Below are 12,285 nucleotides of genomic sequence, written 5' to 3'. Positions count from 1 at the left end.
ACCGTTGCCTGGTTGGCACGCCCAAGGCCTGGAGGGGCAGATGAATATGGAACAGACAACCGCATCGAACCGAAAGAATAACTATCGCGGTCTCGTACCGACGCTATCAGCGGATCACAAGCACCTTGGCGGAAATATCAAGTACGGCGATCCCTTTACATACTGCCCGTCTGTATTGCGGTACGTCGTATCCCGCTTCGCTGTCCGAACCGCCTTGGACGTAGGGAGCGGCACCGGCTATGCGGCAGACTTTCTCTACAGGCAAGGCGTGAGCGTTATCGCAGTGGACGGCCTTGGCGAGAACGTCAGGAACGCAGTTTACCCTACCCTCATGCACGATCTCACGAAATCCGCCGTTCATTGCAACGTTGATCTCGTTTTGTGCCAGGAGGTCGTTGAGCACATTGATGAAGAGCATCTCGACAATGTCCTCTCCAGCCTGTGCTGTGGGAAAATCATAGTCATGACTCACGCACTGCCTGGCCAGCGCGGCCACCACCATGTCAATCTACAGCCGCCGAATTATTGGATAAAGCATCTCGAAGACCGTGGTTGCGGGTTATTGGCCGAAGATACGGATCGTATCCGTCGATGTGCGGAAGTGGATGGTGCATCCTTCATGCGAGATACCGCACTCGTTTTCGCGAACTATGCCCATTACTGACTGGACGGTTAGCCGAACCGGAATGTTTCTTACGCCATCGCACTTTAGTGAAGCGCACTTGGCGTCGTGAGGGCAGACGGACTGTAACCAGGCCTTTCGCGTACAAAGAAGATCTTCGCGGCGCAGTACTCGCTCGGATGTACTGCCAGTACAACCGAATTAGCCGATGGAAGGGCCACTTTATTTGACCATCAGCACTGAAGGGAAGTGATGCAGTTAATCCCGACGAGGTGCAAGGCGCTAAAGCACTGAGGCACCCATACCGCAATCGGTTTTTGATGACGAACGCAACGAGGATCATTGATATGTTTGCGCAAAATGTTGAGTGCGAATTTGATACTGAGCGGGCGCTGATCAGTTCCACGATCACCCACGCAGATCCCTATCCAAAGTTCATAAATCCGAAACGCTGGCTGGAAAATCGGGAAATCCACGCCAAAGCATTCTCCGCTCTGCATCACAGCTACGAGGTTCCCGAGCATATTAGGTTCCAATTTAACCGAGGTGGACCGGTCGACTATGAGATGTTGTACTCACTGGTAAGAGGTCCGATCGTCGCCTTTCTGTCCGCTCCAGGATCTCAGCGGAGCGCTTCTATCACGGAGGTCGCCGCGGAGGTCGCCGAAAAATCGACGCAACTTTTTTGCCGACAGTCGTTCGACCGCGCTGACCAGGAACTGAACGAATTCTCGGATACGTCGGTGTCTATCGCGATAATAATTCCCTTTCGTGCAATAGCAGCGTCAGATGGGCGCCTAGAAAATCTCCGGCTTGCCCTCCAACGACTGGCAGAAGCCAGGGAGCGATTTACCAACCTAACCGTCGTGGTCGTTGAGTCAGACACCATCAGTCGATATGAGGGCGAGGTTACGGCGAGCGGCGCCATCTATCGGTTCCAGAAAGACTCTGGGCCTTTCAATAAGTCGGCCGCCATCAACCTTGGATATCGTTCACTCCCTACCAAGCCGCAATTGCTTTGCGTCCTAGACAGCGACGCCTATCTAGATCGGTTTTTCATAGACATTTGCATTACCGGTTCGCTTCTACGCGGCGACTGTGCGTCCATGCCTTTCCGCGACATGTTCTTTATCGACATTCTCGGTTCTTCCCGCCTTCGTTCACAATGCGTGAAAGGCACGGGCCCACTTACAGGTTATCTTACGAAAAACTCGCCAGGCGGCTGCATTTGGGTAACAAGCGAAATCTTCGAGCGTGTCGGCGGGTTCAACGAAGGCTTCGCAGGATGGGGCGGCGAAGATCGTGATTTCTACAACAAGGTCGCCGGCCTCGTTCCTGTCATTCGCCATCGGGGTGTCTTCCTGCACCTGTTTCACGAGCGGGCGCCGGAGATTCATGCTTGGGCCCGGAACGGTGGTCCCTGGCAAAATAATTATAGCAAGCGAGAAAATCCGGATCAGGAGCTCATACACTCAATATCTCTCCCCGAGCGGCCATCCGCAATTGACGTTTGAAGGAGATCAAAATGAAGGTTGTAGTTACAGGCGGCGATGGGTTCTGCGGCTGGCCGACGTCGCTGCATCTAGCCAACAGAGGACATGAGGTCCTCATCATCGATGATGGATCGCGTCGGCGAATTGCCGACGATCTCGCAGCGCAGTCGCTTACGCCTATCGCTAGCCTTGAGCACCGCGTTATAACCTGGAACACGGAATTCGCGGGAAACCTACAATTCCAGTCACTGAATATCGCGGAGAACTTCGATGGGCTGAGGTCTGCACTCCGGCAATTCAAACCGGATGCGATCGTTCATCTCGCCGCACAGCGGTCAGCCCCGTATTCAATGGGGGACCAAGTAAATGGTTACTACACAATCTTCAACAACATACTCGCCATTCAGAATGTTTTGCATTTGCTCGCATCCGAGTTTTGGGGCGTACGGCTCGTTCACCTAGGGTCGATCGGCGTTTACGGTTACAGCGATCATCCGGGCGTTATCCCAGAAGGCCTCGTCGACTTTCGCTATGTCGCAGGCAACGAGCGCCCCGCTCGCGTCCGAGCACGATTCCCGGTCAACCCCGGCTCTCTCTATCATGCGTCAAAGGCTCAGATTGGCGTCTTGCTCGATTACTATCAATCTATGTTCGGCCTCGACGTGGTTGATCTTTACCAAGGCATCGTATGGGGAACGCAAACGGCCGAAACGCAGATGCACGAAAATTTCGTCAACCGCTTCGACTATGACGAATATTACGGAACCGTCGTTAACCGCTTTATGGTGCAGGGAAGTCTCGGCCTCCCGCTTAGCGTCTACGGAAAGGGAAAACAAACCAGGGCCTTCATCCACATTTCTGACACCGTCAAATGCATCGAAACCGCGCTCACTGCCACACGCCGCAACTCACCAGGGGTACAAGTCTATCATCAAATGGCAGAGACGCTTTCCGTCAGCGCCGTTGCAGAAACTGTCGCGCGGTTTACCGGAGCCGAAATCGCCACCATACCCAACCCCCGCGGGGAAGTGGAAGATCACCGATTTGCGGTCGCATCCAACCGGTTTAGAGACCTCGGACTTCGCCCACACACGCTAGCGGACGATTTGCTTCAGGAGATGCAACAGACCGTATTCCGCTACCGCACACGCCTGAATGGTGATGTAATTTCTCCGAGCGTGATTTGGCGACATGCAGACCATCGCTCCAGTGGAAACAGTGGACCCGGCCCCTTTTCCACCGAGAACGCATAACATGCGGCGAGGCGAGTATTCTCATCAAACAACTAAAGAAAACTGGCACTCCTCCAATGACAGAGGAACATTATGGACTGTAGCGTCATCATTCCACATCGTGACCGCCAATCGGCTCTGGGCGCAACGCTCGCCTCGCTTGAAAAACAAGTCACATCCCGTCGCTTTGAAGTCATTGTCATAGATGACGGCAGTATCGAACAACCGGACGCGATGTTGATGACGCAATTCTCGGAGCCTCATTTTGTCTTCGTCAGCCAAGAAAGACGGGGCATCAGCGCGGCAAGAAATACCGGTTGGAGACGGTCCTCCGGGCGGATCATCATATTTCTCGATTGTGACCAGGTGACGAAGCCGGATTTCGTGGAAAACAGTTGCTTGCCATTTGATGAGTACCCGGACGACATCATTCAATTTGGAGAACGTAATTTCCTGACGGACTCTGCCGATGTCTCTGGAGACGCACCTTGGCACCAACCTTCTCGGCCCGACGAACGCTTCCGGGTGTTTGACCTACTTTCCTGCAATATGAGTTCGATAAGGATGGGTTGGCACCTATGTTACGGGCATAACGTTGCTGTGCGACGCGAAACGCTGATGCGTGCCGGTGGCTTTGATGAGGATTTCACCGGCTGGGGATTGGAAGATTGCGAATTTGCCTTTAGGCTCGTCTCCACTGGTTCCAAGCTCGTTTTCAATCCTGCCATTGCGGCATATCATCAACACCACGAGACACTGGACAAGCAGAGCCGCTTTGAACGCTGGTCGTCCAATCTGCTCGTATTTGAGAATAAGCATCCGTGCTTCGCCGTAAGGCTCCAGCACATTGTAAAAGATTATTTCGATCCTCGCAGTTCCTCGAAAGACTGGACGCGCTGCGTCTTGGCCATGGAATTCGCCGCTCGTACCCAAGCTTTCGGCATTCCAACCAGCAAAGAAAGCCACGTGCTCTTCAATCCATCCCTGTCTAAGGTCATCGAGGCGGGGGAGAGGTTTCCTGACTACAATATTGCCGTGATGATGCCACGCCGGGAATTCATGAAGGCCGTCACGATTCAGATCAATCCCAGCTTTCGAAACGTCCGTTTGCATGTCTATGATGACCGACAAGGTAATTGAATGCCGCAGAATATGAGGGGCAACTGCCTCTTATTTTGGACGCGCAGTCCGCAACATTCACTTCACCCGCGGAATGACGGGCGGGTTCAGGAGTAGCAAAGCGTATAGCACTGCCGCCCCACCGCCGATACCGAAGCTCGCGATAAAATTCGAAAGCCAAAGATCAGGTTTCGATGTTGATGCAATCCAGTAGACAATAGCAAAGACCACGGCAGGGACCGAACTAACGGCGATCCGGCGACGTACAAAAGGGTGAGAGCTCAGCGCTACGGAGGAAAAGCCTGCAGCCACACCGACCACACATACCGTCGCAAGCTCTGAAAGAACAAATGCTTTTCCGAGAAACGTACCAATGATCGCGAAAATACATATGGCGACTGCGACCGCCACCACGTATATTCCGATCGCCATCGCTACCGAAAATCTAAGCGGGAACTTCTTGGTCGAGTACCTGAACATCATCACCATCATCGGAGCTCGTCATACCTGTAACACCACGATCTTACGGTTGTAGGACCTCAACAGTACTTGAGGTCAAGCAAAAATCCTGAATTCGATTGTGCTCGAAAGTGGGGCAGATCAATCGCCGAACCAATTCGCGAGAAATCGACGGAACAAGTGAATACGAAACGTTTGTTGCCATGCTCTTTTAAGTCCTTGGGGCAAGGATCGACCCTAAAATCCCGCCGCTAAGCATCAGTCGAAGTTGCGCAATTTGAATTCTAGTTGAGCAATCTGCGCCCGCAGTTCCGCCTCAGTGCTATTAATATATTGGATGTTTTTTACAAAATTAGCAGGATGAACAAGATCATAAACTGCGCCCGCGCGATCTTCGGCATGAAATCGGAAACTCACCGGAGTTCCTTCCCTGGCAAACAACAAAATGTTTTGCCGGTACCACCACTCCACAGCATTGTTTGTCCAGATTTTCGGCCTTATGACGTCGTAGCACTCGTAGCCCGTCGTGCGAAACAGCTCCGCCCAATAGCTTTGCCACCGCTCGTTCAGATGGTTTGTTCCACCTTGGAACGGGATCGCCGCGCTAAAAAGCACGACATCCGACGCTCGACACAAAAGCTCCACGAAGGTTTCTGCAGATGACGGACGTAGGTGCTCAGCAACCTCTAGGGACAAACACAAATCGTATCGCATCGAAACGGCTATACTTGGGTTTTCAAGGTCCTCCGTCTGCAAAACAATCTCAGGCGAGAGAAGGTCTTCTTTTCCGATCCAGGCACCTTCAACCCCTTGCAGAATCTTTGAACCAAGAGAGCCAGCCTCGCGGAGCCACGCACCTCGACCACATCCGATATCAATCACCGACTCAGGTTTGAAGATCTCGTACAAAACCGAAAGCACCACCTTCGCCGAACGAGTCATTCCGTCACGGTGAGCTTCATAGAAACTATCAGGATAAGACACGTCCGTCTCCGAAGCTTTCATCACGAACTCCAGTTCTTGCCCTAAGGCGAAATTGACTGCTCCGGTGGCTCAAGGCCACACTCACTCCCATCTAGTACCGCGCGCCTAAGATAATAAATTTCGATGCAGCCAGCCATCTACTAGCAAAACAAAACAGCAAATTCGGATAAATATCAAGAATTTACTCACCAAATTTAAGAACAAAATCAGCTGAAAATAGTAAAATAAGTAAATATACGTAGACACGCCGTCGGGGAATCGATCTCCCGCATGAAGAGCGCGATCAAATACCCTCGCGCGTCTCGATGTTATCTGCCTCAAGTTGTGGTGGACTTTTGCTTGACTCCGACGCGGCCACAGATTTGAAAAAATCTGTCCAATTAACGGAGACCATCGCTGCCCCAACAAGACATAAGACGCCGGCGACAAGTGGTATCTGGTGCAGGTCCACAACTGACATAGTGTAAGCGAAAAGTGTCGCCGCAATCATGGATCCCAGAAACCCTGTTACTGTAATAAGAGAACTTCCGAGGCCGGGTCCACGCACAATCTCCTGAACGTAGCCTATGCTTACACTCATGATTGCCGAAGCCGCGATCACATGGGTGAATAGCCATAAATAGTAGAGAATTGGAGAGTTGATCAATGGAACCAGAAGCAGGTGGATCGCCTCGATGAGCGCTGCGATCGTTAACACTCTTCGGTTGGTCAGGCGCTTCAAAAGGACGGCCCATCCGAAAATCATCGGAATTTCCAAAAGTGCGATACCACCGCTAGCTAATCCAAGCATGCCCACGCTTTGTGCGTAGGTTTCCGTTATAAGAAGTGGAAAAATCAACCCATAAAGTTTGAGGCAGCCGTCCAGAAGACCTGCTGCCAATAGGGGCGCGATTGTGGTCCGAGATAGTAACCCTTTGATTGTTGTTCCGTCACCATACCGATCGCTGCGGATTGGGTTTGCGGAGCCCGATATGAGAAAGAGCAAAATTCCATAACACGCTGCGGAGACGAGAGTGAGCGACACCAGTGTCGTGCCCTGCCATAAGAGAAAAGCCGTTAAAGCAGGCGCCATCGTCCATGCTAACGAAGACGACGCCCGGCCAGCCGCAAGGAGGAACGGGCGTCGTTCTGCTGCGAGGCTCAATATCTGCACGCGTAGAACTGCAAAGTTCTGTCCAGGTAGGGTCGCCGGAATTGGAAGGATCAGGATGAACGCGACAGCGAAGAAGTAGTCCGATCGAGAAAGGAAGATGAGGAGAAAGGCCGCCGCGCCCAAAGCCGCACTCAATCTGAGGAATGTCACACGATGTTGCGAATACCTATCAGTCAAAGATCCGATAGAGATTGCGACTAATACGGCGACGCCTGAATTGATAGCGAGCAGGAGCGAGTAAGTTTCAACGTTAAGCCCGAAAGTTTGAAGTGCTAAGAGCGTCTGATATGGGGCAATTGCTGCCGACGCGAATCCAGAAAGAAATATCCCGAGAATCGCCGATCTCGTGGGGGTTTTTTGACGCATGCTGGTGATCGCGGTTACCATCTGACCTCGAGCGAGGATCGCCGATCTCTGCTGAGGGCAGACTTTGCGACCTTTGGGAGCGGATACCAAATTAATCTACCCTTCGTCGAAGAGCCTGTCCATGAGCCGTGATGCGCGTTTGATCAACGGGCTCTATCTAGCGAACAACGTCAGTGCTTTCTGAGAGAACGCTCTTCATTTCGGGCCATCAACCTAGCCAAACCGTTTTGCTCTTGAAGGGATTCGAACCAGCAACCCGATCGGGACTGGTGGGCCACGAAACTGCTAACGTGTTACGGAAAAACACCAATTGCTAATCAGCGCACGTGCCGAGGATCGGCGACATCAGCTTGATATGGGCATCGACCCGTTCCAACACTCTATCGGGTAGAACAGCTCGTTCAGGCAGAGACCACCAAAACCGGTTGACGCGCTCCACCGTCTCCGTAACAGCCTTCAGCACAGCAGCTTCCGGCAGTCGCGCACGATGAGCGAAGACTTTCCATCGCTGAGCGTTCATTGCCTTGAACGGCCTTTGACCGGCCAGCGACAGTGCCATAGCGTCCGACGGAATGTATGGGACTGTCGATAGCACATCATAGACTGGGGCGAGTGCCGGCTTGTCACCCTTCCCACGATAAATCAGCGACCAATTCTTGAGGTGCATGTCGCCGTTGCCTGTCAGCACAGCCAAAGCCAGTCGTCGGACGAACTCGAGGGCTGAAGCTGAAGAAACGGCGACCCCAATAGCCACAGCGATATCATGATATGAGGCCCCCTCATATTTTCGAGACGGATAGACGCCGAATACCTGTGCGAAATCTTCGATATGGATTCGTTCACCACCGGCAACGCGATCGAAACGTTTGACGAGGAGGACTTTGCCGTCGGACAATGTCTCAAACTCCTCCGGGATACCCTCGAACTGCGATTGTTCCACGAGCTCGCGTTCCGGCACGTCCATACCAATCGCTTCGGCCAATGCGAGATTTGCAAATTCGTTTTCCGAGACAGCGGGAAATGATGTTGATGGAAACTTGGCGATATATGAACCCTGCTCGTCGCCTAAGGGGATCGTCAGACCGCCGCCCTTGCCTGTGTTTTTAATGACGGAGAGTTTCATTTGCACGCCGGCGAGCGAAAACCGGGCCTTCGGTCTGGGGGGTGTCAAACCCTCATTACGAACAACGCTGCCTTCGCTCGGCACAATTCGGACAGCCCCCGGCAGATCCGATCCGAGTGCCGCAAGCAAATCGAAATCATTTCCTGCTCGCACGCTGCCTGAATGGTGCCTCTCCATAGCCTCGCGCAGTTTATCCTCTGGAAGAAGGTTCGCAAAGAACGATGGCAAAGCCCTTGCGGCAGGCTTCGGATCCTTCCGCAGACCCCCATGTGCCGCGCGAAATGACAAACTGAGCACTGGGAAACCACCCGTCTGTCGATAGCTCTCCTCAAAGCTGAACGCGTTGAAGTCTCCCGGCGTCCTCACGATCATGCCGACCTTGAGGTCATTCAGCAGGACGTCCAGTGAGGTTATAGATCTTGGATCAAGAGGTGCATCAGACATTGCCATCACCATCAGGACTGGCGACGAAAGCAGGAAGGTCGTCGTCGGCGCCACCTGGCTGCAGTAAAGCTTCAACCGCCGGGACAATGGCCTGCGGGATGAGCATCAGTTCCAGACCAAGCGCACGACCAATGTTGATCAGAGTGGTCGTACGGGCAGCGCTGGCTCCAGCCTCAATCTCGCGGTACCGCGGACGCGATATACCCGCCATATCCGCAACCTGCTCCTGGGTGAGGCCCAAAGTCTTACGCGATGTCTTGAGCAGCCGCCCTATGTCCTGAAGAGCCTCCGAATCCGACTTCATATGATACCTTAACGATTCATCTTTCCCATTATGATATGTTTACGTATCTCACAGCATCTACTCACGTCAAACTAAATGCCGCTAATAGGGATCATATCAGACTAAAAGATCTTCTTACAGATCAATTTTGTTTCCTCTAGCGATCGGACGTTAGGCAATCTGGGCACCGAAACTGGAAGCACCCCCGCAATACACCCTTCTTTAAAAGTCGGCTCCTATCCGCCTGGCAACACGCTTGCCTAGCAGGAAGACAAGGCATGAGGATTGGCTTCATCGGGACCGGGCATATCAGTAAGGCACTGGCCCGGCTTGCAGTCGCGAACGGACATACCGCGACGCTCAGCAATTCGCGCGGACCAGAACCCCTGCGCGAGGCAGCGGCCGAAATTGGTTGTCAGGCCGCTGTTGTATCCGACCTGCCCTCGTCCAGCGATGTGATGGTTCTCACAGTGCCGTTCGCAGCTTGCACCGCAGTTCCTTGATGGCAAGATCGTCATCGATGCGAACAACTACTACCCGGATAGGGATGGAAGTATCGATGCGCTCGACCGGCGCGAGACGAAAACGTCGCAACTGATCGCAAACCATTTCCAAGCGGCGACGATCATCAAGGCGTTCAACGCCATTCTGGAGAACGACCTCCTCGATCCTGTTGCACTTCCAAACAGAGCTAAGTGTGCCTTGCCGATTGGGGGTGACGATGCCGCCAACAAGGTGATTGTGACCACCCTACAAGCGGACTTCGGGTTCGATACTGTAGACGTCGGCCCCTCGCTGATAGCTGGCGTTTTGAGCGGGCCAAGCCCGCTTACTGCATCCCGCTCGATAAGGACGGTGTCATTGCGGCGCTCGCTGCGGCGGAACGGGATAAGGAACCCCCAGAGGGGTCGTGGAGGCGATAGCCCAACAAGGGGCGGCTTAACGAAGAGGCCGCCACTTGAATTCGCGACCTTCGGAGTGAAAATGTTAGGTGCACTCTTTGTCCGATATGGGCGAAATTGGACTTTGCTCGAACTCGTTTCGCTTTGAGTAAGCGCGAAAGCGCTTGACCTCAAACCGCCGATTAGAGAAGCGCCGCATCGCGGAAGCCGGGACCGACTACCCCGGCGAAAACGCTCCATCAACTTCTGCTTATGCGGCTTCGCGCATAGCAACCCGGCCCAGTTCCGCCGATAGCCATGGATCAACCGACAGATCTCTCTGCCAACAACGCCCTCGGACATCCACTATCGTCGCTGAGTTGAAGACGTTTCCATCGTCAGGAGACGCCTTCCCGAGTGTCACCGTCGTCAGGCAGGCAGCTTCATCTGCTTGCGCAGGCTCTTGTCGAACGCGCTTGCGGGTACGAAGCGTCGCAGGAAATGCAGTTGCCGCGCCGCCTTGGTGGCGGGGTAGCGCAACTTCGGCGACTTTACTGTCGCCGCCTTCACGACGGCTTCCGCGACAATCTCCGGCGCATCGCCTGCCTTGATGGCACTGTTCCACACGGCTTCCGTTGTCTTGCGGCCCGCATCGTAGACGCTCGTCATGCGGTCGGGCTGTTTCGCGTTGTGGTCAAGCGCCGTGTTCGTAAAGGCAGGCTCCACCAGAAGGACCCTGATACCGAGCGATCTGACTTCGTGATCGAGAGACTCCGAGTAACCCTCGACGGCATGTTTCGTGGCGGCGTAAAGCGCGCTGAACGGACTGGGAATGAAGCCAACCACCGAACTGATGTTTATGATGCGCCCGCTACGCTGCCTGCGCATGATCGGTAGGACCTCGTTAGTCGTCCGGACGATCCCGAAGACGTTGAGATCGAAGATAGCCTGCGCCTGTTCAACGGATGATTCCTCGGCGCCACCGATGAGGGCCCCGCCCGCGTTGTTAACGAAGATGTCGATACGGCCCGTGCGGCTGACGACTTCGGCGACCATTGCAGCCACCGAAGCGCTGTCGGTCACGTCGCATTCAAGCATCGTGATCCCCGCGACCGTCCCCGACCTCGCCTTCCGACTTGTTCCAAAGACCTGGTAGCCGGCCGACACCAGAGCCTTGGCCGTGGCAAGACCGATTCCGGTTGCCGCGCCGGTGACGACGGCGACGCTACGATTGTTCGTGTTCATTTCAATTCCTTTCGTTCGCCCGATACAGGGCGGTGTTGATGGCGCGGGAGTTGCAAGTGGTCCCCGCGAGGTCGAAGTGTCATGAGTTGGAGCGGTATCGCGCGGCGGGTTCGGAGTTGCTAAAGCCTGCGGCCAAGACGCCGCGCGCCTGCTCGAAGGCATCCCATGCCGCGACGTCGGGCACGGGCGGGATCGTCACCAGCTCCTTCCGGTCGAACCCGATCAGCGCCGCGTCGACGAGGTCGTCCACTTCCATCAGGTTCTGGACACGGTTGATGTCACCTCCTGCCCGCTCGAAGATTTCCGTACGTGTCGCGGCGGGCAGGACAGCCTGGACGTCTACGCCCTTGGAAGAGACTTCTGCGGCTAGGCTCTGCGACATGGTCAGCACATAGGACTTGGTGGCGGCATAGATGCCGTGGGAATATTCGGGTAAAAGCGCCAGCACCGAGGCGATGTTGACGATCGACCCGCTGCCCCGCTCCACCATGCCCGCGATTACCGCGGAAGCCAGTAGCGTTGGAGCGACGACGTTGAGACGAAGCAGTGTTTCCATCGCCGCAGGATCGGCCGACGTGAATCCGCCGAGCAATCCTGCCCCGGCGTTGTTGACGAGAATGTCGATAAACGGCTCTGCCTTCAGGCGTCCGGCGACCGTGCCGAGTTGCGTCGGGTCTGTAAGGTCGGCCGTGATGCTCTCGACGGTGATGCCATATGCCTGGCGAAGTTCGGCGGCCAGCGTTTCGAGGCGATCGGTCGCCCGGGCGACGAGAACGAGGTCGTGTCCCCGAGCGGCTAGCCGTCGTGCGTAGACGGCGCCGATACCGCTGGACGCTCCGGTAATGAGTGCGATGGTCATAGAGGTTCCTTCCGTCGGTCGC

Annotated in this window: 11 protein-coding genes and 1 pseudogene; 5 read left to right on the top strand and 7 right to left on the bottom strand. The window is 54.5% G+C overall.

The window, feature by feature from the left end; genetic code table 11:
* Positions 1-40 precede the first annotated feature (40 nt).
* The 4 genes from ACZ5A6_RS23885 to ACZ5A6_RS23870 all read left to right on the top strand — a co-directional run bounded on the left by ACZ5A6_RS23885 (position 41) and on the right by ACZ5A6_RS23870 (position 4,487).
* Positions 41-664 carry a class I SAM-dependent methyltransferase gene (locus ACZ5A6_RS23885; RefSeq protein ID WP_112403193.1) on the top strand — a complete coding sequence of 208 codons (624 nt, stop codon included), beginning with the start codon at positions 41-43 and terminating at the stop codon, positions 662-664.
* 1,064 nt (positions 665-1,728) lie between these two features.
* Positions 1,729-2,136, top strand: a complete 408-nt coding sequence (locus tag ACZ5A6_RS23880) for a galactosyltransferase-related protein (RefSeq protein WP_464111596.1) — start codon at positions 1,729-1,731, stop codon at positions 2,134-2,136.
* Positions 2,137-2,147: 11 nt separating this feature from the next.
* Positions 2,148-3,368: an NAD-dependent epimerase/dehydratase family protein gene (locus ACZ5A6_RS23875; RefSeq protein WP_078053788.1), complete on the top strand. Its 1,221-nt coding sequence runs from the start codon at positions 2,148-2,150 to the stop codon at positions 3,366-3,368.
* Between the two features lie 72 nt (positions 3,369-3,440).
* Positions 3,441-4,487, top strand: a complete 1,047-nt coding sequence (locus ACZ5A6_RS23870) for a glycosyltransferase family 2 protein (RefSeq protein ID WP_078053789.1) — start codon at positions 3,441-3,443, stop codon at positions 4,485-4,487.
* A gap of 57 nt (positions 4,488-4,544) precedes the next feature.
* Here the strand turns inward: ACZ5A6_RS23870 and ACZ5A6_RS23865 are convergent, their stop codons facing one another.
* The 5 genes from ACZ5A6_RS23865 to ACZ5A6_RS23845 all read right to left on the bottom strand — a co-directional run bounded on the left by ACZ5A6_RS23865 (position 4,545) and on the right by ACZ5A6_RS23845 (position 9,299).
* Complete coding sequence (locus tag ACZ5A6_RS23865) at positions 4,545-4,958, bottom strand: hypothetical protein (RefSeq protein WP_078053790.1); 414 nt, start codon at positions 4,956-4,958, stop codon at positions 4,545-4,547.
* A 225-nt stretch (positions 4,959-5,183) separates the two neighbouring features.
* Positions 5,184-5,930, bottom strand: a complete 747-nt coding sequence (locus tag ACZ5A6_RS23860; RefSeq protein ID WP_078053791.1) for a methyltransferase domain-containing protein — start codon at positions 5,928-5,930, stop codon at positions 5,184-5,186.
* A gap of 262 nt (positions 5,931-6,192) precedes the next feature.
* Positions 6,193-7,449: an MFS transporter gene (locus ACZ5A6_RS23855; RefSeq protein ID WP_078053792.1), complete on the bottom strand. Its 1,257-nt coding sequence runs from the start codon at positions 7,447-7,449 to the stop codon at positions 6,193-6,195.
* 292 nt (positions 7,450-7,741) lie between these two features.
* Positions 7,742-8,995, bottom strand: coding sequence for a type II toxin-antitoxin system HipA family toxin (locus ACZ5A6_RS23850; RefSeq protein ID WP_464111546.1), 1,254 nt, complete (start codon positions 8,993-8,995; stop codon positions 7,742-7,744).
* Entirely contained in the window at positions 8,988-9,299 is a 312-nt protein-coding gene (locus ACZ5A6_RS23845; protein ID WP_464111545.1) for a helix-turn-helix domain-containing protein, read from the bottom strand. The genes ACZ5A6_RS23850 and ACZ5A6_RS23845 overlap by 8 nt, the downstream gene beginning before the upstream one ends.
* A 236-nt stretch (positions 9,300-9,535) precedes the next feature.
* On the opposite strand from ACZ5A6_RS23845, the pseudogene ACZ5A6_RS23840 reads away from it, so the two are divergent.
* Positions 9,536-10,201, top strand: a pseudogene (locus tag ACZ5A6_RS23840) (NADPH-dependent F420 reductase); the annotation flags it as partial.
* 387 nt (positions 10,202-10,588) lie between these two features.
* Here ACZ5A6_RS23840 and ACZ5A6_RS23835 read toward each other — a convergent pair.
* Together ACZ5A6_RS23835 and ACZ5A6_RS23830 are read right to left on the bottom strand one after the other, a co-directional pair.
* On the bottom strand, positions 10,589-11,404 hold the full coding sequence (locus ACZ5A6_RS23835) for an oxidoreductase (protein ID WP_112683017.1): 816 nt from the start codon (positions 11,402-11,404) through the stop codon (positions 10,589-10,591).
* 79 nt (positions 11,405-11,483) lie between these two features.
* Positions 11,484-12,263 carry an SDR family NAD(P)-dependent oxidoreductase gene (locus ACZ5A6_RS23830; RefSeq protein WP_464111544.1) on the bottom strand — a complete coding sequence of 260 codons (780 nt, stop codon included), beginning with the start codon at positions 12,261-12,263 and terminating at the stop codon, positions 11,484-11,486.
* Between the last annotated feature and the right edge of the window lie 22 nt (positions 12,264-12,285).

The organism is Agrobacterium sp. 6Ca8, from assembly GCF_055382765.1.
The sequence above is the reverse complement of the archived record's forward strand: the minus strand, read 5'-3'. Positions and strand labels throughout refer to the sequence as shown.

What these genes read in the sequence shown, in the direction of transcription:
- ACZ5A6_RS23885 (WP_112403193.1), top strand. Translation starts at nt 41, where the DNA reads ATGAATATGGAACAGACAACCGCATCGAACCGAAAGAATAACTATCGC.
- ACZ5A6_RS23880 (WP_464111596.1), top strand. Translation starts at nt 1,729, where the DNA reads ATGCCTTTCCGCGACATGTTCTTTATCGACATTCTCGGTTCTTCCCGC.
- ACZ5A6_RS23875 (WP_078053788.1), top strand. Translation starts at nt 2,148, where the DNA reads ATGAAGGTTGTAGTTACAGGCGGCGATGGGTTCTGCGGCTGGCCGACG.
- ACZ5A6_RS23870 (WP_078053789.1), top strand. Translation starts at nt 3,441, where the DNA reads ATGGACTGTAGCGTCATCATTCCACATCGTGACCGCCAATCGGCTCTG.
- ACZ5A6_RS23865 (WP_078053790.1), bottom strand. Translation starts at nt 4,958, where the DNA reads ATGATGGTGATGATGTTCAGGTACTCGACCAAGAAGTTCCCGCTTAGA.
- ACZ5A6_RS23860 (WP_078053791.1), bottom strand. Translation starts at nt 5,930, where the DNA reads ATGAAAGCTTCGGAGACGGACGTGTCTTATCCTGATAGTTTCTATGAA.
- ACZ5A6_RS23855 (WP_078053792.1), bottom strand. Translation starts at nt 7,449, where the DNA reads ATGGTAACCGCGATCACCAGCATGCGTCAAAAAACCCCCACGAGATCG.
- ACZ5A6_RS23850 (WP_464111546.1), bottom strand. Translation starts at nt 8,995, where the DNA reads ATGTCTGATGCACCTCTTGATCCAAGATCTATAACCTCACTGGACGTC.
- ACZ5A6_RS23845 (WP_464111545.1), bottom strand. Translation starts at nt 9,299, where the DNA reads ATGAAGTCGGATTCGGAGGCTCTTCAGGACATAGGGCGGCTGCTCAAG.
- ACZ5A6_RS23835 (WP_112683017.1), bottom strand. Translation starts at nt 11,404, where the DNA reads ATGAACACGAACAATCGTAGCGTCGCCGTCGTCACCGGCGCGGCAACC.
- ACZ5A6_RS23830 (WP_464111544.1), bottom strand. Translation starts at nt 12,263, where the DNA reads ATGACCATCGCACTCATTACCGGAGCGTCCAGCGGTATCGGCGCCGTC.